Here is a 22,846-nt window from a genome sequence, read left to right as displayed (position 1 = left end):
TGAAGACCCCGCCTCGGGACCACGGCGGGGCCTTCACGTTCGGGCGGGGTTACAGCCCGGTCATCTTGAACCTGAGGTTGTATTCGTAGTAGCTGTCATGGGTGCCGGAGACGATGCCCCCGACGATGGCGTACTGGCCGGTGGAGAGCCCGGCGCAGTCGGAGCCGTCCACGATGATCGTGCCGAGGTTGAAGCCGGCCTTGACGATCGGCGGCTGGACCTCGCGCAGGTTGAAGGCCAACGACGAGGAACTGCTGAGGTTGACGCTCGCGTAGTCGAAGTCCACCGGGTCGGCGTCGTCGCCGGCCTGCATGTTGACCCAGGAGTTGGGGAAGAGCCTGGATCCGACCTCGAGCCTGAGCTCGTCCTTGCCGTCGACCTCGTCCACGGCGGACGCGTCGAGGTCGTAGAACGCGACCGAGCAGTTCGTGGCCAAGGCGGTCGCGCCGGCGGGCGGGGCCGCGGCCAGGACTGCCGGGACGGCCAGTCCTGCCGCCAGGGCGAGCGCGGGGATCAGCTTCTGAGAGCGCATGCTGCTTCTCCTTGGTGAGGATTTTGGTGAGGATCGCGTCTCGCGGTCCTCGCGAAACGTGGCATCAGAGTGGGGCAGGCAGCGTGAGCACATCGTGAGAGCGCTGGTCAGTGGCGCAGGGCACGTTCCGTGCACGCCCTTTTCCGCAGTCGCGCGGCGGGGACGCGCCTACCCTGCTGTGGCTATGGGAGACTCGCTGACCCTGCTGCTGCTCGGCCCGCCTGAGCTCGCCGTCGGAGGGCGGCCGGTGGGCATCCGCGCCGCCAAGACCCGCGCCCTGCTCTGCTACCTCGCCACCACGCCGGGCCCGCGCCCGCGCTCCGAGCTGGCCGCGCTGCTATGGGGCGAGCGGCCGGACGCGAACGCGCGCGGCAGTCTGCGCCTGGCGCTGTCGGAGCTGCGCAAGGAGGTGGGCGGGTGGCTGGACATCACCCGCGACCACGTACGGTTCCGCCCCGGCGGCTGCTATGTGGACCACGGACGCCTGGTTGGGACGGCGACCGTGGCAGAGGCGCTGCGGTTGTGGCGGGGGGACTTCATGGACGGGGTGTGGTTCTGCGACGCCCCGGCCTTCGGCGGATGGCTGGAGTCGGAGCGCGGGCGTGCCCGGCTGCGGCTGCGCGAGCTGCTGCTGCGCTCCGGCTCCACGCCACCGGCCGATCTCGTACGGCTGGCGCGCCTGGTGGCCGGGCTGGACCCGTACGACGAGGAGGCGCACCGGCTGCTGATGGCGAGCCTGGCCGCGGCGGGCAACCGGGCAGCGGCCCTGGCCTGCTACGACGACCTGCGGCGGCGGCTGGCCGACGACCTGGGTGTCGAGCCCGCGCCGGAGACCGCGGAGGCCAGGCGGCGCCTGCTCACCCAGCGGACGGCCGTCCGGCGCACGGCCCCGCCGGTGCCCGGCACCGAGCTGTTCGGCCGGGAGGCGGAGCTGGAGCGGCTGCGTACGCTGCTGGCCGCCGAACGCCTGGTCACCCTGCTGGGTCCGGGCGGCGTCGGCAAGACCCGCCTGGCCATCGCCGCCGCCTCGGGCTCGGCCGGTTTCGTGTCCTTCGCCGGGGTACGCCCGGAGGCGGCCGTCACCACGCTCGCCCGCCGCCTCGGCGTGGACCTCACGCCGCAGCGCCCCGCCCTGGACCTGCTCCTGGCAGCGCTGGCCCGGCAGGAGGTCCTCCTGGTGCTGGACAACCTCGAGCATCTGCCCGCCTTCGACGCGGTCATCGGGCGCATCCTGCGTACGGCCCCGGGCGTGCGGGTCCTGGCGACGAGCAGGCGGCGGCTCGACCTGCCCGGTCAGGTGACGTTCGAGGTGGCGGGTCTGCCGGGACCGGCTGCCGAGGCCCTGTTCGCGGCCAGGGCGACGCGGGCGCAACCGGCGTTCGACGCCGACCGGAACGCCGCCGCCGTGGCCGCGATCTGCGCCGCCGCAGGTGGTCTGCCGCTGGCCATCGAGCTGGCGGCCGGGCTGCTGCGGGCCGTGCCGCCCGCCGAGCTGGGCCGCCGTCTCGGCGTGGACCCCGGCCTGCTGTCGGCCGCGGGACCGGCGGCCCGGTCGCGGCACGCCTGCATGCGTACGGTGTTCGAGACCTCCTGGCGGCTTCTCGACCCGGCCGGGCAGAAGGCGCTGGCGGCGCTGGCGGTGTTCGGCGGCGGCTGCACGCTGCCCGCGGCGCTGGAGGTGGCCAGGACCGCGCCGCGCGTGCTGGTCCGCCTGATCGACCAGAGCATGATCGAGCTCACCCCGGCCGGGCGGTATTTCATCCACCCGCTCATCCAGCAGTTCGCCGCCGCGCAGTTGTCGCCGGACGAGCGGCGGGCGGCGCGGGAACGGCACGCCGCGTACTTCTCACGCCTGCTCGACCGGCACGCCGCCGCCCTGCAGGATGCCTCGGACGCGGAGGTGACCCGCGTGCTGGGGGCGGAGATGGACAACATCCGGCTGGCCTGGGCGGTGTCCGGGGAGCCAGGATTCCTGGACAACTACTGGGTGTTGTGCCTGCGGCTGCGGCTGTACGAGGAGTCGGGGGTCGTCGTGCGGCGGCATCTCGCCCGTACGCCCGAGGCTCCCCGCCTGCGGGCGCGGTGGTTGCGGATGGCGTGCGTGAGTGAGCATCAGCTTGCCCGGGAGCGGGAGGCGCACCGGCTGGTCAGGGCGGCGCTCGACACGGTAGGCAGGCCGCTGCCGACCTCCCGGCCCGGCCTGGTCGCCGCCATCCTGACGGCCGCCGCGCGCCAGGTCCTCCATCAGGTCCTGCCGGTGCCCCGGTCCGAGCGGGACGCCGAGGTGGCGCAGGCGCTGACGTTCCTGGCACGGCTGGCCTACCACCAGCAGGACGTGCCTACGATGCTGGCGGTCTCGTTGCGCCAGCTCAACGCCGCCGACCGCACCTCCGCCCCGGACCTGCGCGCGGAGGCGTACGCGAACTTCGCCGTCATCGCCCGCGTCGCCGGACGCCACCGCCTGGCCGATCGCTACGGCGCGCTCGCCGACAAGGCCCTGACCGGCATCGCGCATCCCACGGAGCCCGCGAGCCGCGCCCGCCTGGCCAGGGGACTGGACCAGCTCTCGGACGGGGAGTTCGAGGCGGCCCGGGGGTCGTTCGCCGAGTGCCGGGCCAGGACGCTGGACCCACGGGTGGCCGAGAACTGCGCGGGCATGCTCGCGGAGGCGGCGCTCTGGCGGGGCGACTTCGTGCAGGCCGCGAACCTGTACGCCGCCACGGCAGAACAGGCGGCGAGCCGGGTCGGCGGCGACGACATCGGCCGCCACTGGTGCCTGACGGGCCAGGCCGAGGCCCTGCTGCGGATCGAGGGGACCGACCCCGATCGTGTCGCCGAGGTGCTGGCGGCGGCCCGCGCCTCGACCGAGCGCCGCCGCGCCCACGAGCAGCGCCTCGGCCTGCGGGACGGCGCGGTCATGCCGGTGATCCAGGAGCTGCGCCTGCTTACGGTCTCGGCCCGGCTGATCGCGGACGACCTGCGGGAGGCGCTGGCCCGGGCGCTGGATCTGGCCGCCCGCCTGCCGAAGGCCCAGCGCGGCATGCTGGAGTGCTGGTCGGGGCTGGCCGAGCTGCTCTGCCGCATGTCCCCGGACCCCGCGACGGCCCGGAGGCTCCACCGGCACCTTGCCGAGTACCAGGCCCGCCATCCGGGAGCCGCCGCCCGCATCGGCTGGGCCCGCGCGCTCGTCCTGGCCGCCGCGGGCGACCGGCGGGCGGCGGCGAAGGCCGCCGGGCAGGCGGTACAGGCGGCCGAACGCCTGTCGGCACCGTACGACCTGCGCCGCGCCCAGGAGGTGGCCGCCCGGCTCGGTTGACCGTTTCACCGCCTCCCAAGCCGGGATTGACGGCCGGACGGCCGGGGTCACCGACTGAGAGGTCTCTGTGGTACGTTCTCTCTCGCCATGCACCAGCTGTGTACTGAAGCCAGCTGCGAACTGAAGGAGGTGAGACCGATCAACGCTGTGACAGATCGGGGCTCCCTCTCTCGCATCGGCTAGGGAGCGCCCGCGGAAGGCATCCCGAAAGGCGTTTGTAACGCTATGCGTTTCACCCCCATCTCCCAGACGTCGTCGGACGGCGTCACCGAACAGCTGTTCACCCTCGGTGAGATCCCCGGTGTGCTGTGGACACCGGAACACGCCACCGGCCCCCGCCCCCTGATCCTGATAGGGCACGGCGGTGGACAGCACAAGAAAGCCCTCGGTATCCCGGCCCGCGCGGGCCATCTCGTCAGCGAAGGCGGTTTCGCCGTCGTCGCGATCGACGCGCCCAATCACGGCGACCGGCCGAAAGGTGAGGAGTTCGTCCGGTTCGTGACCGAGAACCGGGGCCGGATCGGCGCCGGTGAGGACGCCGCCGTAGTGGTCGCCACCTTGCACGAGCTCATGGCCGGCCAAGCCGTCGCCGAATGGCAGGCGATCATCACCGCGGTCCAGGAACTCGACCACGTGGGTGCCGGCCCGGTCGGCTATTGCGGTATGTCGATGGGCTGCGGGCTCGGTGTGCCGCTGCTCGCCGCGGAACCGCGGGTCCGTGCCGCGGTGCTGGGCCTGCTCGGCGTGCACGGGCTGGCCGAGACCGCTGCTCGGGTCACCGTCCCGGTGCAGTTCCTGCTCCAGTGGGACGACGACCTGGTGCCGCGGGCCCAGGGCCTGGCGCTGTTCGACGCTCTGGAGTCGGCTGAGAAGACGTTGCACGCCAACCCCGGCAAGCACGGGGAGATGCCCGCATTCGAGATGGACAGCTCGCTGCGGTTCTTCACCCGGCACCTTGGTTAGGGCCGCTGCCGCGTAGTTCGCGCCGCGCCGGTCGGGGCTTCGTTCCCGGCCGGCGCGATCGCGCCCGCTGGCCCAGCCGGGTGTCAGGCTCGACCCAGTACGTCGTCCAATAGCGTCCACGCGAACCCATGCGCCTCGGCCACCGGCTCGCTGGTCAGGCGTCCCTCATGTGTGCTCAGCCCCAGCGCGAGCGCGCGGTCTTCGCGCATGGCCCCCGCCCAGCCCCGCTCGGCGATCGCCAGGGCGTACGGCAGCGTGACGTTGGTCAGGGCGAACGTCGAGGTGTGCGGCACCGCCCCCGGCATGTTGGCCACGCAGTAGAAGATCGAGTCGTGCACCCGGTACGTCGGCTCCGCGTGGGTGGTGGGGCGGGAGTCCTCGAAGCAGCCGCCCTGGTCGATCGAGATGTCGACCAGTACGGAGCCGGGCTTCATCCGGCGGACCAGTTCGTTGGTCACCAGCTTGGGCGCCTTCGCGCCGGGTACCAGGACCGCGCCGATGACCAGGTCGGCCTCGCGTACGGCCCTGTTGATCTCCAGAGTGTTGGAGGCGACCGTCTGGCAGTGGCCCTGGTAGATCATGTCGGCCTGGCGGAGTTTGTCGATGTTCCGGTCGAGGAGGACTACCTCGGCCTGCATGCCGAGGGCGATGGCCGCCGCGTTCATGCCCGACACGCCGGCGCCGATCACCACGACGTGGGCCGCGCGCACGCCTGACACGCCGCCCATCAGCACGCCCCTGCCGCCCTGCGAGCGCATCAGGTGGTACGCGCCGACCTGCGGCGCGAGCCGTCCCGCGACCTCCGACATGGGGGCGAGCAGCGGGAGCGCGCCGTTCGGCGTCTGTACGGTCTCGTAGGCGATCCCGGTGACACCCGAGTCGAGCATCGCCCGGGTACAGGCCCGGGAGGCGGCCAGGTGCAGGTAGGTGAACAGGATCTGGCCCTTGCGCATCCGGTGGTATTCCTCGGCGATCGGCTCCTTCACCTTCAGCACCAGGTCGGACTCGGCCCAGACGTCGTCGGCCCGGGCGAGGATGACGGCGCCGGCCGCTTGGAAGTCGGCGTCGGGGATCGAGGAGCCGAGGCCCGCCTCGTGCTCGACGTAGACCTGGTGGCCGTGCCGTACCAGCTCGTGGACGCCCGCGGGGGTGAGTGCGACGCGGTGCTCGTTGTCCTTGACCTCGCGGGGAACACCGACCTTCATATGTTTACTTTCTTCCTGACGGCCGGGAGGATCCATCGACAATCTGTAACTCTTTCTCCATTCTTCCTCGCTTTTTACGGGAAGGCGAGGAATGTTCGGCTGATTACCCCGCTTCGGCCTGTCCTCGATAGGCTCACCCGCAGCCCGAACGTCAGGATGGGGTCGCCAACGATGGAGATGCCGGAAGAGCCGCCGCCCGCGGAGCCCGGAGAGCCCGGAGAACCCAAGGCCAGCAGATTAACCACCATCGTGTTGATCGTCTCGCTGGTCGTCTTCGTGCTCATCGCCGGGGTGCTGGGCACGGTCGCCGTCCTGATGACCAAGAGTCCCGACTCGCCGTTCCTGGGCGCCGTCCCGCCGCAGCGGCTGGCGACGCCGATCCACTTCGCGCCGGTCAGGGAGACCAAACCGGCGCCGTGCCCGGGTGTCACGGCCGTGCTCGACAAGGAGCAGACCACCTGTTACCTGCTGGAGGACGGGGTCACGGTCAACGCCGTGCAGCGGATCGAGGCGGTACGCGAGAAGGACGGCACCTATTCGGTGCGCATCGCGATCGCGCCCGCGTTCAAGCAGAAGGTGTCGGACCTCATCGACGAGCTGGTGACCGACCAGCGGCAGGTGGCGGTCGTCCTGGTGCCCAAGACCGTTCTGGCGGCGCCGATCGTCACGCAGCCCATGGACGGTGACAGCCTGAGCATCGCGGGCTTCGGCAAGGAGGAGGCCGAAGCGCTGACCGCCAGCCTGCTCAGCACCTCACCGACCGCCGGAGCACCGGCCGATGGGACACCGACGGGTGGCGCGCCAACGAATGGGGCACCAACCGGTGGGGCACCGACGGGTGGAGCGCCGACCGGTGGAGCGCCGACCTCGGACCCGGCCGGCACCGTGCCGAACACGGGCACCACGAGTACGGGAGCACCGAACACGGGATCCACCACTACGGGCGCGCCCAACGCGGGAGCTCCGACCTCGACCTCCTCCGCCACGGACGGCCGCGCCACCTCTCCCGTCCGCGGCACCCAGAGACCCCTGGACACGCGCTACGCCAGCTGCAAGGAGGCCGTCGCCGCCGGCGACGGCCCCTACTACAAGGGCCGTCACCCCGAGTACGCCTGGTACACCGACGTCGACAAGAACGGCGTGGCCTGCAACACCGCCGACATCCGCTAGCGCTGTATTCCGCAAGTAGCAGGTCGGCGGAGAAGGCTCTAGCGCTGTCCCGCGAGCCACTCGTCGAAGGTGGTCGGCGCGATGCGGGCACCGTCGCCGGGCAGCAGCACGTCGCCCGCCATCGACGGCCCGAACAACCCCGACCACGTCGGCACGAGTTTCACCTCCAGCCCGCGCGCCTGGTTGGTGCGCCGGGCCATGTCGACGAGGTCTTGCGGCTCGGGCCCCGCGACGTCCATGTAGCGCCCCCTCGGCGCGCCCACCGTGATCTCGGCCAATACGTCGGCCACGTCCGCCGGCGCGATCGGCTGAACGAGCAGTGGCGCGATGGTGGCGACACCGTCCTGCGCGGTCCAGCTCGCCACCATCGCGGCGAAGTCGTGGAACTGCGTGGCCGGGACGATCGTCCACGGCACCGCTCCGGCGGCCACCAGGCGTTCCTGCTCCCGCTTGCCGGCATAGTGCGCGTTGCCCTCGATCTGGTCGATCCCGACGATCGAGAGCAGCACGTGGTGCCGGACGCCGGCCCGCTCCTCGGCGGCGAGCAGGTTGCGTGTGGTGGCGGTGAAGTACGCCACCGTCTCGTCCCGGTCGGCCGCGGGGCCGTTGGTGACGTCGATGAGCGCCTCTACCCCGGTGAGGGCATCGTCGAGCCCGTCACCGGTTACGAGGTCCACGCCGAGCGAGCGGCTGATGGGTATGACATCGTGTCCCTCCCGGTTGAGGGCGGCGACGGTCAGGGAACCGATGTTCCCGGTCGCGCCGGCGACTGCGATCCGCATGGTGAGCTCTCCTTCATTCCGATACGCGCCGACCATATCTCGGACTAAACAGATCCTCAATATCCGGGATATGCTGGGTCCCGTGAAGCTGCCTGTGAGCACCGAATGGCTGTTGCACTGCGCCACGACGCTGGCGCAGCTCGAGCCTGGGGCTACCGCGTCGGCCGCGCAGCTCGCGGATTACTACGACCTTCCCGCGCCCTATCTCGCCAAGCAGTTGCAGGCGCTGGCCAAGGCTGGGGTGTTGGCGGCGTCGACGGGCCCGCGTGGCGGGTTCCGGCTCGGGCGGCCGGCTGCCGAGATCACGCTGCTACAGATCGTGGAGGCGGTCGACGGCGCGTCCTCCCCGTATGAGTGCCGCGAGATCCGCCAGCAGGGGCGGGGTGCGTTGCTGCCCGAGGAGTGCCTGCGCGTCTGCATCCTCTCCGAGAAGATGCGCGAGGCGCACGACGCGTGGCGGCGCAGCCTCGACGGGGTCTCACTGGCCGACATCCTCACCACACTGCCCCTGACGGCGCCGGCCCGGACCCGATCACGCCTGGCGAGCACGACGCGCTCCGCTACCTGAACAGCTCCTCTAGCGCGGTGATCCCGAAATAGGCCACGAAGATCAGCGAGACCACCCACAGCAGCCACGGGATCTCGGCGAACTTCCCCCGAGCCGCCTTGAGCAGCGTGTAGGCGATCACCCCGGCCCCGACCCCGTTCGTGATCGAGTAGGTGAACGGCATCAGCGCGATCGTCAGGAACGCGGGTACGGCCAGCTCCGGATCGCCCCAGGGCACGTTCCTGCTCTGCGTCATCATCAGCGCCCCGACGAGCACCAGTGCGGGCGCCGCCGCGGCCGCGGGGACCATCCCGGCCAGCGGCGTGAACAGCAGGGCCAGACCCAGCAGCGCCCCGGTCACCACGCTGGCCAGCCCGGTCCGCGCCCCCTCGCCCACGCCGGCGGCCGACTCCACGAAGACGGTGTTCGCCGACGCGCTGACCGACCCGCCGACCATGCCCGCGACGCCGTCCACGGTGAGGATCGCGCCCAGCCGCGGCACCCGCCCCTGCTCGTCCACCAGCCCGGCCTCGTCGCTGACGCCGATGATCGTGCCCATCGCGTCGAAGAACCCGGACAGCACCAGCGTGAACAGCACCACGGCCGCCGTCAGCGCCCCCGCACTCACGAATCCCCCGAACAGATCGAACCGCCCCACCAGCCCGAAGTCAGGCGCCGCGACGAGCGACGCCGGCATCCGGGGCACCACCACACCCCACGACTTGGGGTCTATGGTGGCCAGCGAGTTCACCACCACGGCCAGCACGGCGGTCACCGCGATGCTGATGAGGATGGCCGCCGGGGTCCTGCGTACGTACAGGACGATCATCAGGAGCAGTCCGAAGCAGAACACCGTGACGGGCCAGCCCGACAGGTGCCCGGTCGCGCCGAGCTGTACGGGAGTGCCGGAGCCCGGCGCCACGAAACCCGCGTCGACCAGCCCGATCAGCGCGATGAACAGCCCGATCCCCACGCTGATCGCGTGTTTGAGCGCCAGCGGGATCGCGTTCATGATCAGGGTGCGCAGGCCGGTCACGGCCAGGATGATGATCGCCAGACCTTCGAGGACGACCAGGCCCATCGCCTGGGCCCAGGTCATGAACGGCGCGGCCTGGTAGGCCACCACCGCGTTCAGGCCGAGCCCGGCCGCCAGCCCGAGCGGCGCGTTGCCGATGAACGCCATGAGCAGCGTCGAGATGGCCGCCGCCAGCGCGGTCGAGGTGGTGAGCTGAACGATGGAGAGCCTGGCGCCGGTGATGTCCCGGGCTCCGGCCAGGATGATCGGGTTGAGCAGGATGATGTAGGCCATCGCCATGAACGTGGTGACCCCGCCGCGCACCTCGCGCCCGACCGTCGTCGACCGGCCGGAGAGCTCGAAGAACCTGTCGAGCACGGCCATCCCCCCTCGCGATCAAGGGGGAGTGCCGGATGCCCTACCCGGCCCGGAACGTGATCACGCCTCGGGCCGCCGGTACGTCATGCTTCGTGCTTGCCGCCGCCCAGCAGGGCGACGAACTCCTCCAGGCCGATCCGGCCGTCGCCGTCCTTGTCGGCGGCGTCGATGAACGCGCTGATCTCACCGTCGTCGACGCCGTGCCCGCCGAGGGCCGCGTTGACCTGCCTGATCTCGCTGGTCGACAGCAGGCCGTCGCCGTCGGTGTCGAACCGCTCGAACTCCGCCTTGGCGGCGTCACGTGCGCTGGTCATCGGATTCCTCCCCGTAGTCAATCCCCTTATTAAACAGGGCGATATCTTCGGGTCTGATGGGAACGCGCGTCAACCGCCGCCCGGTCGCCGCCCGCACCGCCGCCGCGATGGCGGGCGTGGACGAGAGCGTCGGCGGCTCACCCGCGCCACGCAGGCCGTACGGCGCGGCGGGGTCGGGATTTTCGAGGATCTTCAGCGCCATCGGCGGCATGTCGAGGATGGTGGGGATCAGGTAGTCGGTGAACGACGGGTTCAGCAGCCGCCCGTCACGTAGCTGGATCTCCTCCATCAGCGCCAGCCCGAGTCCCTGCGCCGAGCCGCCGTGGATCTGGCCCTCCAGCGCCTGCGGGTTCAGGATCCGCCCGACATCCTGTACGGCCGCCAGCTCGACCACCTTGACCAGGCCCAGCTCGACGTCCACGTCCACCACGGCCCGGTGCACGCACAGGGCGAGCTGGGTGTGCGAGTCGCCCTGCCCGGTCTCGGGGTCCATCGGGAACGTGGGCCGGTGCCGGTACTCCCGCGTCTCCTCGATCGGCCCGTACTTCTCCAGCGCCTCCCTAGCAGGCAGTCCCTCGAAGCGCGCCCGTACCGCCTCGCAGGCCGCCTTCACCGCCCCGCCGGTGACGTAGGACTGCCGGGAGGCCGAGGACGAGCCCGCCGAGCCCACCGTCGTGTCGGCCGTGGCCACGGTCACGTCCTCGACGCCCAGCTCGGTCCTGGCGATCTGGGCCTGGATCGTCACCAGGCCCTGGCCCACCTCGGCCGCCGCGGTGTGCACGGTGACGTGCGGTTCGCCGCCGATCAGCTCGGCCCGGACCCTGGCCGTCGAGTAGTCGTCGAAGCCTTCGGAGAAGCAGATGTTCTTGATGCCGACGCCGTAGCCGACGCCGCGCCGTACGGACTCGCCGTGGGTGGTCTGCGAGACCCCGCCCGGCAATGCGCGCAGATCGGTTCCCTGAGCAGGCGGGAGGGGCATCGCGGCGAGGTCGCGGAGCATGCCGGCCAGGGGCGCGGGCGAGTCGATGATCTGGCCGGTGACCAGCGACGAGCCCTGCGACACCGCGTTGCGTACCCGGATCTCGATGGGCGACAGGCCGCACGCCTCGGCCAGGAGATCCATCTGCGACTCGTAGGCGTAGCAGGCCTGCACCGCGCCGAACCCGCGCATCGCCCCGCACGGCGGGTTGTTGGTGTAGACGCCGGTAGCGTCGATCCGGACGTTCGGCACCTCGTACGGACCGGCGCCGAGCGAGGCGGCGTTGCCGACCACGGCGGGGGAGGAGGAGCAGTACGCGCCGCCGTCGAGCAGGATGTCGGCCTTGACGTAGACGAGCTTGCCGTCGCGGGTGGCGCCGTGCTCGTAGCGCATCCAGGCGGGGTGGCGGTGTACGTGGCCGTAGAACGACTCCTCCCGGCTGTAGACGATCTTCACGGGGCGGTTCAGCCGGAGCGCCAGCATGCAGGCGTGGGCCTGCATCGACAGGTCCTCGCGGGCGCCGAACGCGCCGCCGACGCCCGACAGCGTCAGCCGTACCTTCTCCGGCGGCAGGCCGAGGCAGGGGGCGAGCTGGTCGCGGTCCACGTGCAGCCACTGGGTGGCGATGTACAGGTCCACGCCGCCGTCCTCGGCGGGGACGGCCAGGCCGGACTCGGGACCGAGGAATGCCTGGTCCTGCATGCCGACCTCGTATTCGGCCGTCACCACGACGTCCGCCTCGAAGGTGTCGCCCACCCGCACCGGCTGCCGCCGGACGAAATCTCGGGACTCGCGGGGGTCTGTCACGGCGGGACGGGGCTCGTACTCGACCACGATCGCCGCGGCGGCCCTGCGCGCGGTCTCCGGATGGTCGGCGCCCACCACCGCGACCGGCTCGCCCTGGTAGCGGACCTGGTCGATGGCGAGCACGGGCTGATCCTTCAGCTCCAGGCCGTAGAACTTCTCGCCGGGCACGTCCTCGTGCGTCAGCACCGTGAACACCCCGGGGATCGCCAGCGCGGGCCCGACGTCGATCGACCGGATCCACGCCGAAGGGTGCGGGCTGCGCAGCGTCGCGCCCCACACCATGCCGTCGAGCCACAGGTCGGAGGCGTACGCGAACTCGCCGGTGACCTTCAGCGTCGCGTCGGGCCGCCGCGCGCTCTCGCCCACGCCCAGGGCCCCGAGCCGCCGCGTCACGCTCTCCGTTTCGGTCATCCTCCGAGTAGAGCACCGGCGTGCGGGCGGTCCTATGCGTGTGACGTTAAATCGCGGTCAGAGCTTGCCCGATCGACTTGTATATTCCTCCAAGTGCGCATCAGTGACCTGCTGGCCATCGGCGAGCTGCGCCTCAGTCTCCTGACCGGCGACCCGGCCACGGAGTTCACCGGCGTGCACATCACCGACCTGCCCGAGCCCGGACGCTACCTGTCGGGCGGGGAGCTGGTGCTGACCGGGATGATGTGGCGCGGCACGCCGGACGACGCCGCCCGCTTCGTCGCCGCGCTGGTCGACGCCGGGGTGGCCGCCCTCGGGGCGGGCCAGGCGTGGCTCGGCCACATTCCGGCCGACGTCGTGGCGGCGTGCGCCGAGGCCGGGCTGACGCTCATCGAGGTGCCCACCGAGGTCTCGTTCCGTACGGTCGCCGAGCTCGTCGTGCCCCGCCTGTCCGGCGACGTGCGCGACGCGCTCGGCCGCCACCGCCGGCTGCTCGCCGCCGTCGCCGAGGGCGCCGCGCTGCCGGAGCTGTTCGCGCTGACCGCGGCCGACCTCGGCGTCACGGGCGCCGTCGTCTCCGCCTCCGGCCAGGTGATCGTGGGTTCCCTCGAGGATCCGGTACGGCCGGCCCGCGCGTACCTGACGGCGTCCCGGCTGCCCTGTCTCGCCGGCGAGCACACGATCTTCGGCGTCGGGCGCGGCCACCGGGCCGCGGGCTGGGTGCTGGCCTGCGACGGTGACCTGATGGACCGGCCCGACCTCGGCTACGAGCTGGCGGACTGCGTCGCGCTCGAGCGCAGCCGGATGGAGGAGGGCCGCCGGGTCGAACGGCGGCTGGCCGCGCAGCTCGTCACGGCCGCGCTGGCGGAGGCGGGGCCGGCCGAGCTGGACGCCGGCCTCCGCACCTGCGGGCTCGACGCCGCCGAGCCGTACGCGATCGTGAACGTCACCGTCCTCCCGGCGGGCAGGCCGGGCGGGCCGGATCCGGTGGGCGGGACGGACGCGGCGGCGCTGGGCGGGCAGGTGGTGGAGGAGCTGCTGGGTCGCGAGGTCGTCGCGGCGGTACGGCCGGACGGCGCGGTGGCGCTGGTGCCGTTGCGGGGCTCGACGGTGAGCGGGGTGACCGAGCGGTTGCGCACCGGGGTGGAGGTGCTCTCCGCGCTGCCCGGCACGCGGGTCTGCGTCGGATTGAGCGGTGCGCTCACCGGTGCGGCGGCCGTGAAGGGCGGGGCCGAGGAGGCCGGGCACGCCAGGCGGCTGGCGGAGGCGCGGGGTGGCGGCGTGGTGACCAGCGACGAGATCTACACCCACGCCCTGCTGCTGGCCACCACTCCCGGCGACGTGCGGCGCTCGTTCGCCGATCGGCTGCTCGCGCCGCTGCTCGACTACGACGGGCGGCACCAGTCAGAGCTGGTGCGGACGCTCAGCACGTTCCTCGACTGCGCCGGCTCGTGGAACGCGTGCGCCGAGCGGATGCACGTGCACGTCAACACGGTCCGTTACCGGATCAGACGGGTGGAGGACCTGACCGGCCGCGACCTGTCGACGATGACGGACCGCGTGGACTTCTTCCTGGCCCTCCGGGCGGGTTGACCTCGGCATCGCCGGAGGCCGTGTTCATGGCACGTGCGGTCAGCGATGGCCTAGCAGCATAGCGGGATATCGAAGCTGACAGCAGGAGACGTTTGGGCGTTTGCAGTCGTAGCATTGCCTCCTGCGACCAGAACGGTCGCGGCCATGGCAGCAAGTGCGGCCAAGATAAGTCGCATGCGCATGTGGGATCTCCCTCGCCTATGGGTATAGCGGTTCATCATCTCAAGGAGCGGCGACTGTGACCACATCTGACCTGGTCGGACTCCGGATTAAGACGGTTCGGCGACAGCGTGGCCTGTCACAGGCGCAACTCGCGCATCCCGAACTTTCGGACAGCTACGTCTCCTTGATTGAGAGTGGCAAGCGTACCCCGACTCCCGCCGTCCTGGAGTTGCTGGCTCAGAAGCTGGACTGCTCACTCTCCTATCTGGTCAACGGCGTGACCGCCGAGCAGATGGAGGACATCGAGCTCGCACTCGGCTACGCGCGGCTGGCCCTGGAGAATGGCGAGGTCTCCGAGGCCCGGTCTCGCTTCGCCGAGTTGATGGCGAACAATAACCTGACAGGTCTGACGTCTCTCCGTCAAGACACAGAATTCGGGCTCGCCCTGGCCACCGAGGCATGTGGCGACCTCGCCGGAGCCATCGCCATCCTCGATCGCATCAACGAGGAGGACATCCCGGCCGACCGCCGCATCGAGGTGTCCATCGCGCTGTGCCGCCTCTACCACCGCAGCGACAGGCTGACCGAGGCCGTCGCCATCGGTGAGCGCATCCTGGGCGGCGCGAACCGGCCGGCCTGGTCCGACCTGATCATCGAGCTGGGCGCCACCCTGCTGGGGGCGTACATGCTGCGCGGCGATCTGCTGCGCGCCCGCCAGTTCGCCGCCGAGCTGCTGAACGCGGCCGACCTGCTCGGCACGCCGAGATCGACGGTCGCCGCCTGCTGGAACGCCGCCGTCGTCGCCGAGACCACCGGACACGGCGAGGAGGCCCTCGGCTTCGCCGAGCGGGCACTGGCCGTCCAGTCGGAGTACGGCCAGCCGCGCAACCTCGCCAGGATGCGCCACGCGTACGCCGCCCTGCTGCTCAGAGTCAGGCCGTCGGCCCGCAAGGAGGCCCGCCAGTTGCTCCTCAAGGCGGACCAGGAGCTGGCCCAGACCTCGGCGAGCACCGCCGACCGCGCCGGCTGCCTGGTGGAGCTGGGCCGCGCCGAGATCCTCGACGGCAACTACGAGCAGGCGCTCAGGTATGTGCGATCCGGCACCGAACTGCTGCCCGAGACCGCCAAGACGCTGGGCGCGGAGCTGCGCCTCGTGCTCAGCCGCACCTATGGCGCCCTCGGCAGGTTCGGCGAGGCGGAGCACGAGCTCGACATCGTGCGCCAGTGGATCAGCCCGCTGCCCGACACCGGCAAGGTCGCCGGAGTCTGGTACGCCGCCGCCGAGACCATGGAGCAGCTCGGCGACGCCGACAGCGCCGTGGAGGCCTACCAGCGGGCGCTGGCCTGCGCGGGCCTGTAGCGAGGTCGGGACCGGGCGGCGACGTCGGTAGCCTTGGGGGTGTCATGAAGAGATCCCCGTTCGCGGCTCTTACCGCGCTTCTCGCCGCCCTGGTCCTGCTGGGCACCGCAGGACCGGCTCTGGCCCACGACGCTCTCAAGAGCAGCGACCCGGCCAAGGGCGCCACGGTCGAGTCCATCGACAAGGTCAGGCTCGAGTTCACCTCCCCCGTACGCATCCCGGTCGTGATCGTGCGCGGCCCCGGCGGCACCGCGTACCAGAGCGGCGACCCCCACGCCGGCGGCAAGGTGGTGACGCAGGAGCTGAAGGGCACGCTGCCCAACGGGAAGTACACGATCGCCTACCGCGTCGTCTCCTCCGACGGTCATCCGATCGAGGGGGAGATCCCGTTCACGGTCAAGGGGGCGCCGTCGCCGTCGCCTTCCGCGAGCGAGGAGTCGCAGGCGCCCGTCACCCAGGCGCCGGCTTCCCAGGCGGCCTCGCCGGCTCCGGCGTCGCAGGCGCCGGCCGACCGGGCGGTGGCCGCGGAGTCCGCGACCTCGGCGTCGTTCCCCGTGTGGCTGCTCATCGTGGTCGGCGCGCTCGTCGGCATCGGCATCGGCTTCCTGTTCAGCGCGCGGAAGAAGCCGCCCGCGGACAAGAAGAAGCCGTGACCCGGGCCGCGCGTCTCGCGCTCGCGGCGGTGGGGGCGGCGCTCGTCGCCCTGGTGATCGCCATGGTCGCCGGCGGCGCGGCGTTCCCCCGGATCATCCCCGGTCTGCCCGACGCCGGCCCGATCACCCGATGGGGGCTGCCGGTCTCCAAGCTGTGGATGGACGCGGCGGGCGTGGTCACCATCGGCCTGCTGCTGGCCGCGGCCACCCTGCTGCCCAACGACAAGGGCCTGCTCGGCAAGACCGCGCTCGGCTACGTCAAGGCCGCCTCCTGGAGCGCGCTGTCCTGGGCGGCCGCCGCGTTCGCCGCGATCGTGTTCGGGGCGGCCGACTTCTTCGCCCGCCCGGTCACCGAGGTCTTCGAGTCCAACTACCTCACCGGCTTCGCCACCCAGTACAGCCAGGGCATCTCGCTCACGCTCGTGGTGCTGTTCGGGGTGGCCATCGCGCTGTTCTCGCGGGGCGCCATCACCGCCGGGGCCGCGGCGGGCCTGCTGGTGCTCGCGCTGGCCACGCTGCTGCCCCCGGCGCTCACCGGTCACTCCTCCTCCTCGCCCAACCATGACCTGGCCACCTCGGGGCTGGCGCTGCACTTGCTCACGCTGTCGCTGTGGGTGGGCGGCCTCGCCGTGGTGGCGCTGCACGCCGTACGGAAGCTGCCGCAGTTGGAGATCGCCGCGGCCAGGTTCTCCAGGCTCGCTCTGTGGTGCTACATCGGGGTCGGCGTGTCCGGGGTGTTCAGCGTGCTGGCCCGGCTGACCGCCGTCTCCGACCTGTGGACGTCGGCGTACGGCGTGCTGATCGTGGCGAAGATCATCGCGTTCGTCCTGCTCGGTTACGTGGGCTGGTGGCACCGGCAGCGCACCCTGGCCGGGCTCTCCGCGGGCCGCCACGGCGCGTTCGCCAGGCTGGCCGGTGGCGAGCTGCTGCTCATGTCCGCCACCATGGGTCTGGCCGTCGTGCTCTCGCGCACCGCGCCGCCGCCGGTCAGCCTGCCCGCCGACCGGGCCTTCGACCTGCTCGGGTTCCCGATGCCGCCGCCGATCACGCTCGGCAACCTGGCCTCGCTCTGGTGGCTCGACCTGTTCTTCGCGGTGGTCGCCGCCGTCCTGGCCGGCCTCTACGCGGCCGGGGTCATCAGGCTGATGCGGCGCGGCGACCACTGGTCGTGGGGCCGCACCTCCGCCTGGTTCGGCGGGGTGGCGCTGCTGATCGTGGCCACCCAGAGCGGTGTGGCCCGCTACGCCAAGGTCATGTTCGACGTGCACATGGTCGAGCACATGACGCTGTCCATGGTCGTGCCCATCCTGCTGGTCCTCGGCGGTCCCGTCACGCTGGCGCTGCGCGCGCTCAAGCCGGCCGCCAAGCGCGGCGACCGGGGGCCGCGTGAGTGGCTGACGACGATCCTGCACAGCGGGTTCGTCAAGGTGGTCGGCCATCCGGGCATCGCGACGGCCATCTTCATCGCCTCGACGTACGCGCTGTACTTCACGCCGCTGTTCGAGTCGGCCATGGAGGAGCACCTCGGGCACATCTTCATGACCCTGCACTTCCTGCTCAGCGGCTCGCTGTTCTTCTGGACGATCATCGGTGTCGACCCGGCTCCGCACCGCCTGCCGTACGTGGGCAAGTTGCTGGTGCTCTTCGTCACGATGCCCTTCCACGCGTTCTTCGGGATCGCGCTGATGATGACCGGCACCGTGATGGCCTCCGGCTGGTACGACCAGCTCGGCCGTACGTGGGGCGGGCCGCTGCTGGAGGATCAGCAGAACGGCGGCGCGATCGCGTGGGGGTTCGGCGAGATCCCGACCCTGATGGTGCTGCTGGCGATAGCCCTGCAGTGGTACCAGGACGACGAGCGGCAGGCGCGGCGGGCCGACCGCAAGGCCGATCGCGCGGGCGCGGGCGACCCCGAACTCGACTCCTACAACGACTACCTCGCCAAGCTCAATCGTGGTGACAGCGGCTCATAGCCGTTCGGCCATGGCCTTCTATCCTCATCAGCGCGTAACCGAACCGCCGGGTAGCCTTGCTCGCAGGGGAGACGGGCATAACCTCATGAGCTGTGTGCGTAAGCCTGGAGGGGGATTGCGCGCACGCGCATGGGACATCGGCATGGGGGCCGATGGGGCGCCCATGTGCTCAGAGAGGCGATAAGAGTTGTCGAAAGAGACGCGCATGCGCGGGGGGCAAAGCCTGGCGGAGGCGCTGGAGACCTACTTGGCGGAGTGGTCGGAGCGCACGGGCATCGCCGTCGAGACCTGGGCACTGCCCTCGGCCGACGTGCCGTCGCGCATCGCGGCGGGCGTCCTGGCCGCCATGCGCGAGGCGCTCAGCAACGTCGAGACCCACAGCGGCGCGAGACTCGTCTCCGTCGCGGTGACCTCGGGCAAGAGCGGCCTCCGGATGACGATCCGGGACCACGGCGAAGGCTTCGCCACGCTCAGGGCGGGCCGCGGCATCGCGCGGATGCGGGCCACGTTCACCGAACTGGGCGGCAGCCTGTCGGTCACCGGCACGCAGGGGGAGGGCACCACCGTCAGCGGCGTGGTGCCTAGGCGAGGGTGAGGATCTCGCTGCCCGTATCGGTCACCACGAGCGTGTGCTCGAACTGCGCCGTGCGCTTGCGGTCCTTGGTCACGGCGGTCCACTTGTCGGGCCAGATGTCGTAGTCGATCGTGCCCAGCGTCAGCATCGGCTCGATCGTGAACGTCATGCCCGGCACCAGCTCGACCTTCAGCGACGGGTCGTCGTAGTGCGGCACCATCAGGCCCGAGTGGAAGGTGGTGCCGATGCCGTGCCCGGTGAAGTCGCGCACCACGCCGTAGCCGAACCGCTTGGCGTACGCCTCGATGACCCGCCCCACCACGTTGAGCTGCCGGCCCGGCGCGACCGCCTTGATCGCCCGCATCGTCGCCTCGCGCGTGCGCTCGACCAGCAGCCGCGACTCCTCGTCGACGTCGCCCACCAGGTAGGTCGCGTCGGTGTCACCGTGGACGCCGCCGATGTAGGCGGTGATGTCGACGTTGACGATGTCGCCGTCCCGCAGCACGGTGTCGTCGGGGATGCCGTGGCAGATCACCTCGTTGATCGACGTGCACAGCGACTTGGGGTAGCCCTTGTAGCCGAGCGTGCTCGGGTAGGCGCCGTGGTCGATGAGGAACTCGTGGCCGATCCGGTCCAGCTCGTCGGTCGTGACACCGGGCTGAGCGTGCTTGCCGACCTCCTCCAGCGCCTGCGCCGCGATCCGGCCGGCCACCCGCATCCGCTCGATCGTCTCCGGGGTTTTGACGTCGGATTCGCCGATCTTGGGGCGCTTCTTGCCGACGTACTCCGGCCGCTGGATGTGCGCGGGGACCTTTCGGATGGGCGAAACTCGCCCTGGCTGGAGCAATGTCGTCATGAAACCCAAGTCTACGGGGCAGGATTGATCCCGTGAGCGATGGCCAGTGGTGGTTCTGCCTCAAGCACATGCGTGTCGAGCCCGACCAGGGCTGCCCGAACAAGGACCGCATGGGCCCCTACGAGAGCGAGCAGGAGGCAGCCGGCGCCCTGAAGCGCGCCTCCGACCGCAACAAGGCGTGGGACGAGGCCGACGGGGACGACGACTAGGCTGACGATCTCCGCAGCTCCTGGCATCGGCGGACGTGAGGGCCGATGTCAGGTTTTGTGCTGCCCGCTTGGCGCCGTCTGAGACCGATTCCCTGTGACTCCAATTCATTGCATCGGACAAACGCGCCCAAAATAGATCAGTCCTTTTGCGGACAAGCGCGCCCAAAAATACGTATGTACCTCGCATAAGGCTACGGGTCGAAACGTCGACGGCGATTAGCCGAAAAAATCTGGACTAGTCATCGGCGGAGAGCGTGAGATATAAAGTCCAAGGCAGCGAAAGGGGGAACGGCTCCGATGTAGAAATTGAATTGTTTTCGCATCGTCTGCCGGCGGTCCGGAGCTCCAGATGGGGATGGCAATGGACCGCGGTGAAAACCACAAAGAGAGGGATGGCTAATTCCATGAAGACGAACACGCGAGTGGCCTCGGTCGCACTCATGCTCGGCCTCTTCGGCTCCGCGCTGGTGGGTGGCGCCTCCATGGCGCAGGCCACCGGCGGCTACTCCTGCTCCAATGGTCTCGCCAACGTCGTCACCTGCAACAACACGGTCGCCGGGATCCCAGTGAAGATCAACATCACGGGTAACCGCGCTCTCAACGGCAACGAGATCGGCATCCTCCAGAACAACCTCAACAAGACCACGGTGAACTTCGCGGTCATCAAGGACTCGGTCTTCAACACCTACGCGTCGTTCAACCCGACGGTCATCATCAAGAAGATCAACATCTGCATCGCGTCCACCTGCAAATGACTCGCGACCGGGCTCGGTTGAGAGCCCGGACGTGATGGGACGCAGAGCATAGTAAGGCTACGGCGGGCCGCGGACCGGGCGGCGGCTCGCCGTAGTCTGCTTTCCGGAGTTATTCTTTTATTAGTAGCTGCAGGCTTTTCTCAATCGACGTTTCGGCGTCTACCTGAATTCGGCGCGTCAGTGAATCTGGGCCCGCGTCAGGAGGGCCGGGGTCCGCGCGGCCACCGCATGATCTTCAGATCGCACCTGAATGATCACAGCGGTGGCCGCTTCCGCGCTCGGGGGCCGGCCCTCCGCTGCGGGGCGATGTAAAAGTTTCTAGACATGAGGTCAAGGATTTGCTACTTTCGAGGTGTCAAAGATTCTGTACATCGAGGAGCTTCATCATGAAAGCGATCGCCCAGGACGTGTACGGCACGGCCGATGTTCTCCAGTTACGCGAGGTGGACCAGCCGTCGATCGGGGAGGACCAGGTGCTGGTCCAGGTACGTGCCGCCGGGGTGGACCCGGGCGTGTGGATCTGCATGACCGGCCGGCCGTACGGGGCGCGGGTCGCGTTCGGGCTGACGAAGCCCAAGGTGGCGGTGCGCGGCCGGGCGCTGGCCGGGGTGGTGGTGGCGGTCGGCTCCGGCGTGCGGCGGTTCCAGCCCGGTGACGAGGTGTACGGCACCAGCTCGGGCGGCACGTTCGCCGAATACACCGCCGCCGCAAGCGGGCGGCTCGCCCCCAAGCCGCCCAGGCTGTCGTTCGAGCAGGCCGCCGCGGTGCCCATCTCCGGGGTGACCGCGCTGGAGTGCGTCCGCGACGGCGGCCGGGTGCGGGCGGGGCAGAAGGTGATGGTCATCGGCGCGGCCGGCGGCATCGGGTCGTTCGCGGTGCAGATCGCCAAGGCGTCCGGCGCGCGGGTGACCGGCGTGTGCGGCACCGGCAAGGTTGACCTGGTGCGCTCGCTCGGCGCCGATGAGGTCATCGACTACACCCGCGAGGAGGTCGACCGCGACGGGCCGAGCTATGACGTGATCATCGACATCGCCGGGTGCCGCCCGCTGTCGCTGCTGCGGCGCGCCCTGACCCCGCGCGGGACGCTGGTGCTGGCCGGCGGCGGGCATGACGCCGGCGGACTGCTCGGTGGCTACACCCGCCAGATGCGTGCGCCCTTCGTCTCGATGTTCACCAGTCAGCACCTGCGCGGCCTGGCCTCCAAGGAACGCGCCCAGGAGCTGGAGGAGCTCACGCAACTGATCGAGTCCGGCGTGGTCACCCCGGTGGTCGGCCGCACCTACCCCCTCGCCGACACCGCGGACGCCATCCGCTACCTCGCCGAAGGCCACCCCACCGGGAAGATCATCATCACCATGGACGCTAAGGGATCACCGCGTACGCCCTGACGGGGAACGTCCCCATGCCCGCCACCATCGGCGGTGCGGCGTGGAAGCGGAAGCCCTCATCCGGCAGCGCCGCGAGTCCGGTCAGGTGCTCGACCAGCGGGATGCCCGCCTGAAGCAGCACCGAGTGCGCCGGGCGAGGGCCGCGCGAGGGGGTGTCGTCGATGTTCAGCGAGTCGATGCCGACCAGCGCCGCGCCCTGCTCGACCAGCCAGGCCGCCGACTCGGGCGCGAGATAGGGGTGCCCGTGCTGATACTTGTCGGTGCCGAAGTGCCGGTCCCACCCGGTCTGGATCAGTACGGCCCGGCCGCGCACGTCCAGCCCCTCGTCGAGGACGACCTGCCTGACGCCCTCGGAGCGTACCACCAGTCCCGGCAGGTCGGCGAGCTTGCTCAGCGGGACCTGTGACAGGTCCGGCCCGTCGGCGTAGCGGTGGTGCGGAGTGTCCAGGTAGGTGCCGGTGTTGGCGGCCAGCGTGATCATCCCGATGTGGAACTCGGTACCCGGCTCGTAGACCTCGCGCGAGGACTCCCTGCTGAGGTGCGTGCCGATCACCGGCCCAGGGATGCCCGGGTAGGTCACCATGCCGTCAGTGATGCGGTGGCTGAGTTCGACGATCATTTGGCGATTCCGATCTTGACGAGCTTGTAGAGGGCCGTGGTGCCGATCAGGGCCCAGACCAGGTTCAGGCCGGCCGAGGGCCAGGCGGCGTTGCAGGCGCTGTTGACCATCAGGCCGATCGAGCCGGCCAGGTTGACGAGCTGGTAGGGGGCGCCGTCACTGGACATCCGTGACGCGGTGATCATGGCGTACCCGAACAGCAGTAACGCCGCGCCGAGCCAGCCGACGACGGCAACGAGGAAGCTCATGCGCCATTGTCAGGATTTTTTGCGCTGAAGCGCAAAT

21 protein-coding genes are annotated in these 22,846 nt (G+C 70.4%); 12 read left to right on the top strand and 9 right to left on the bottom strand.

The window, feature by feature from the left end; translation table 11 throughout:
• Nucleotides 1–49: 49 nt before the first annotated feature.
• The gene (locus KLK06_RS24995) at nucleotides 50–532 is read right to left on the bottom strand and encodes a hypothetical protein (RefSeq protein WP_214637987.1); all 483 of its coding nucleotides are present in this window, start codon (nucleotides 530–532) and stop codon (nucleotides 50–52) included.
• A gap of 184 nt (nucleotides 533–716) precedes the next feature.
• On the opposite strand from KLK06_RS24995, the gene KLK06_RS24990 reads away from it, so the two are divergent.
• Both KLK06_RS24990 and KLK06_RS24985 read left to right on the top strand, forming a co-directional pair.
• Nucleotides 717–3,848 carry a BTAD domain-containing putative transcriptional regulator gene (locus KLK06_RS24990; protein ID WP_214637986.1) on the top strand — a complete coding sequence of 1,044 codons (3,132 nt, stop codon included), beginning with the start codon at nucleotides 717–719 and terminating at the stop codon, nucleotides 3,846–3,848.
• 225 nt (nucleotides 3,849–4,073) lie between these two features.
• Nucleotides 4,074–4,811, top strand: a complete 738-nt coding sequence (locus KLK06_RS24985; RefSeq protein ID WP_214637985.1) for a dienelactone hydrolase family protein — start codon at nucleotides 4,074–4,076, stop codon at nucleotides 4,809–4,811.
• A gap of 83 nt (nucleotides 4,812–4,894) precedes the next feature.
• Here KLK06_RS24985 and ald read toward each other — a convergent pair whose 3' ends face one another.
• Nucleotides 4,895–6,016 (bottom strand): alanine dehydrogenase, encoded by a 1,122-nt coding sequence (gene ald, locus KLK06_RS24980; RefSeq protein ID WP_214637984.1) that lies wholly within the window; start codon nucleotides 6,014–6,016, stop codon nucleotides 4,895–4,897.
• Between the two features lie 171 nt (nucleotides 6,017–6,187).
• Here ald and KLK06_RS24975 point away from each other — a divergent pair, with 171 nt between their 5' ends.
• Nucleotides 6,188–7,186, top strand: coding sequence for an excalibur calcium-binding domain-containing protein (locus KLK06_RS24975; RefSeq protein WP_214637983.1), 999 nt, complete (start codon nucleotides 6,188–6,190; stop codon nucleotides 7,184–7,186).
• Between the two features lie 38 nt (nucleotides 7,187–7,224).
• On the opposite strand, the gene KLK06_RS24970 is transcribed toward KLK06_RS24975, so the two are convergent.
• Complete coding sequence (locus tag KLK06_RS24970; RefSeq protein WP_214637982.1) at nucleotides 7,225–7,968, bottom strand: SDR family oxidoreductase; 744 nt, start codon at nucleotides 7,966–7,968, stop codon at nucleotides 7,225–7,227.
• 82 nt (nucleotides 7,969–8,050) lie between these two features.
• Here KLK06_RS24970 and KLK06_RS24965 point away from each other — a divergent pair, with 82 nt between their 5' ends.
• On the top strand, nucleotides 8,051–8,536 hold the full coding sequence (locus KLK06_RS24965) for an Rrf2 family transcriptional regulator (RefSeq protein WP_214637981.1): 486 nt from the start codon (nucleotides 8,051–8,053) through the stop codon (nucleotides 8,534–8,536).
• Here KLK06_RS24965 and KLK06_RS24960 read toward each other — a convergent pair.
• The 3 genes from KLK06_RS24960 to KLK06_RS24950 form a co-directional block, all read right to left on the bottom strand.
• Nucleotides 8,529–9,914: an NCS2 family permease gene (locus tag KLK06_RS24960; protein WP_214637980.1), complete on the bottom strand. Its 1,386-nt coding sequence runs from the start codon at nucleotides 9,912–9,914 to the stop codon at nucleotides 8,529–8,531. The two genes, KLK06_RS24965 and KLK06_RS24960, sit on opposite strands and share 8 nt — an antisense overlap.
• A gap of 77 nt (nucleotides 9,915–9,991) precedes the next feature.
• On the bottom strand, nucleotides 9,992–10,222 hold the full coding sequence (locus tag KLK06_RS24955; RefSeq protein WP_214637979.1) for an EF-hand domain-containing protein: 231 nt from the start codon (nucleotides 10,220–10,222) through the stop codon (nucleotides 9,992–9,994).
• Nucleotides 10,206–12,419 carry a molybdopterin cofactor-binding domain-containing protein gene (locus tag KLK06_RS24950; RefSeq protein WP_214637978.1) on the bottom strand — a complete coding sequence of 738 codons (2,214 nt, stop codon included), beginning with the start codon at nucleotides 12,417–12,419 and terminating at the stop codon, nucleotides 10,206–10,208. The genes KLK06_RS24955 and KLK06_RS24950 overlap by 17 nt, the downstream gene beginning before the upstream one ends.
• Nucleotides 12,420–12,512: 93 nt before the next feature.
• Between KLK06_RS24950 and KLK06_RS24945 the strand changes: the two genes are divergently transcribed.
• The 5 genes from KLK06_RS24945 to KLK06_RS24925 all read left to right on the top strand — a co-directional run bounded on the left by KLK06_RS24945 (nucleotide 12,513) and on the right by KLK06_RS24925 (nucleotide 18,755).
• Entirely contained in the window at nucleotides 12,513–14,012 is a 1,500-nt protein-coding gene (locus KLK06_RS24945; protein WP_214637977.1) for a helix-turn-helix domain-containing protein, read from the top strand.
• 238 nt (nucleotides 14,013–14,250) lie between these two features.
• The gene (locus tag KLK06_RS24940) at nucleotides 14,251–15,534 is read left to right on the top strand and encodes a helix-turn-helix domain-containing protein (RefSeq protein WP_214637976.1); all 1,284 of its coding nucleotides are present in this window, start codon (nucleotides 14,251–14,253) and stop codon (nucleotides 15,532–15,534) included.
• A gap of 44 nt (nucleotides 15,535–15,578) precedes the next feature.
• Complete coding sequence (locus tag KLK06_RS24935) at nucleotides 15,579–16,187, top strand: copper resistance CopC family protein (protein WP_214637975.1); 609 nt, start codon at nucleotides 15,579–15,581, stop codon at nucleotides 16,185–16,187.
• Complete coding sequence (locus KLK06_RS24930; RefSeq protein ID WP_308168427.1) at nucleotides 16,184–18,160, top strand: bifunctional copper resistance protein CopD/cytochrome c oxidase assembly protein; 1,977 nt, start codon at nucleotides 16,184–16,186, stop codon at nucleotides 18,158–18,160. The genes KLK06_RS24935 and KLK06_RS24930 overlap by 4 nt, the downstream gene beginning before the upstream one ends.
• A 205-nt stretch (nucleotides 18,161–18,365) precedes the next feature.
• Nucleotides 18,366–18,755: a sensor histidine kinase gene (locus tag KLK06_RS24925; RefSeq protein ID WP_214637974.1), complete on the top strand. Its 390-nt coding sequence runs from the start codon at nucleotides 18,366–18,368 to the stop codon at nucleotides 18,753–18,755.
• Here KLK06_RS24925 and map read toward each other — a convergent pair.
• Nucleotides 18,742–19,590 carry a type I methionyl aminopeptidase gene (map, locus tag KLK06_RS24920; protein WP_214637973.1) on the bottom strand — a complete coding sequence of 283 codons (849 nt, stop codon included), beginning with the start codon at nucleotides 19,588–19,590 and terminating at the stop codon, nucleotides 18,742–18,744. The two genes, KLK06_RS24925 and map, sit on opposite strands and share 14 nt — an antisense overlap.
• Nucleotides 19,591–19,622: 32 nt before the next feature.
• On the opposite strand from map, the gene KLK06_RS24915 reads away from it, so the two are divergent.
• The 3 genes from KLK06_RS24915 to KLK06_RS24905 all read left to right on the top strand — a co-directional run bounded on the left by KLK06_RS24915 (nucleotide 19,623) and on the right by KLK06_RS24905 (nucleotide 21,942).
• The gene (locus tag KLK06_RS24915) at nucleotides 19,623–19,799 is read left to right on the top strand and encodes a hypothetical protein (RefSeq protein ID WP_214637972.1); all 177 of its coding nucleotides are present in this window, start codon (nucleotides 19,623–19,625) and stop codon (nucleotides 19,797–19,799) included.
• Nucleotides 19,800–20,203: 404 nt separating this feature from the next.
• Entirely contained in the window at nucleotides 20,204–20,554 is a 351-nt protein-coding gene (locus KLK06_RS24910; protein WP_214637971.1) for a hypothetical protein, read from the top strand.
• 386 nt (nucleotides 20,555–20,940) lie between these two features.
• Nucleotides 20,941–21,942: an NAD(P)-dependent alcohol dehydrogenase gene (locus KLK06_RS24905; RefSeq protein ID WP_214637970.1), complete on the top strand. Its 1,002-nt coding sequence runs from the start codon at nucleotides 20,941–20,943 to the stop codon at nucleotides 21,940–21,942.
• Here KLK06_RS24905 and KLK06_RS24900 read toward each other — a convergent pair.
• Both KLK06_RS24900 and KLK06_RS24895 read right to left on the bottom strand, forming a co-directional pair.
• On the bottom strand, nucleotides 21,917–22,561 hold the full coding sequence (locus KLK06_RS24900; protein ID WP_214637969.1) for a cyclase family protein: 645 nt from the start codon (nucleotides 22,559–22,561) through the stop codon (nucleotides 21,917–21,919). The two genes, KLK06_RS24905 and KLK06_RS24900, sit on opposite strands and share 26 nt — an antisense overlap.
• Entirely contained in the window at nucleotides 22,558–22,809 is a 252-nt protein-coding gene (locus tag KLK06_RS24895) for a hypothetical protein (RefSeq protein ID WP_214637968.1), read from the bottom strand. Before KLK06_RS24895 ends, KLK06_RS24900 begins: the two co-directional genes overlap by 4 nt.
• Nucleotides 22,810–22,846 lie beyond the last annotated feature (37 nt).

This window comes from Nonomuraea sp. NEAU-A123 (assembly GCF_018603905.1).
Classification (GTDB): domain Bacteria; phylum Actinomycetota; class Actinomycetes; order Streptosporangiales; family Streptosporangiaceae; genus Nonomuraea.
Note: the sequence above shows the minus strand (reverse complement) of the source record. Positions and strands in the feature narration are given on the sequence as shown.

Bases quoted from the DNA above. Each gene is read 5' to 3' on its own strand.
- KLK06_RS24995 (WP_214637987.1), bottom strand. From the start codon at position 532: ATGCGCTCTCAGAAGCTGATCCCCGCGCTCGCCCTGGCGGCAGGACTG.
- KLK06_RS24990 (WP_214637986.1), top strand. From the start codon at position 717: ATGGGAGACTCGCTGACCCTGCTGCTGCTCGGCCCGCCTGAGCTCGCC.
- KLK06_RS24985 (WP_214637985.1), top strand. From the start codon at position 4,074: ATGCGTTTCACCCCCATCTCCCAGACGTCGTCGGACGGCGTCACCGAA.
- ald (WP_214637984.1), bottom strand. From the start codon at position 6,016: ATGAAGGTCGGTGTTCCCCGCGAGGTCAAGGACAACGAGCACCGCGTC.
- KLK06_RS24975 (WP_214637983.1), top strand. From the start codon at position 6,188: ATGGAGATGCCGGAAGAGCCGCCGCCCGCGGAGCCCGGAGAGCCCGGA.
- KLK06_RS24970 (WP_214637982.1), bottom strand. From the start codon at position 7,968: ATGCGGATCGCAGTCGCCGGCGCGACCGGGAACATCGGTTCCCTGACC.
- KLK06_RS24960 (WP_214637980.1), bottom strand. From the start codon at position 9,914: ATGGCCGTGCTCGACAGGTTCTTCGAGCTCTCCGGCCGGTCGACGACG.
- KLK06_RS24955 (WP_214637979.1), bottom strand. From the start codon at position 10,222: ATGACCAGCGCACGTGACGCCGCCAAGGCGGAGTTCGAGCGGTTCGAC.
- KLK06_RS24950 (WP_214637978.1), bottom strand. From the start codon at position 12,419: ATGACCGAAACGGAGAGCGTGACGCGGCGGCTCGGGGCCCTGGGCGTG.
- KLK06_RS24935 (WP_214637975.1), top strand. From the start codon at position 15,579: ATGAAGAGATCCCCGTTCGCGGCTCTTACCGCGCTTCTCGCCGCCCTG.
- KLK06_RS24925 (WP_214637974.1), top strand. From the start codon at position 18,366: ATGCGCGGGGGGCAAAGCCTGGCGGAGGCGCTGGAGACCTACTTGGCG.
- map (WP_214637973.1), bottom strand. From the start codon at position 19,590: ATGACGACATTGCTCCAGCCAGGGCGAGTTTCGCCCATCCGAAAGGTC.
- KLK06_RS24910 (WP_214637971.1), top strand. From the start codon at position 20,204: ATGAAGACGAACACGCGAGTGGCCTCGGTCGCACTCATGCTCGGCCTC.
- KLK06_RS24905 (WP_214637970.1), top strand. From the start codon at position 20,941: ATGAAAGCGATCGCCCAGGACGTGTACGGCACGGCCGATGTTCTCCAG.
- KLK06_RS24900 (WP_214637969.1), bottom strand. From the start codon at position 22,561: ATGATCGTCGAACTCAGCCACCGCATCACTGACGGCATGGTGACCTAC.
- KLK06_RS24895 (WP_214637968.1), bottom strand. From the start codon at position 22,809: ATGAGCTTCCTCGTTGCCGTCGTCGGCTGGCTCGGCGCGGCGTTACTG.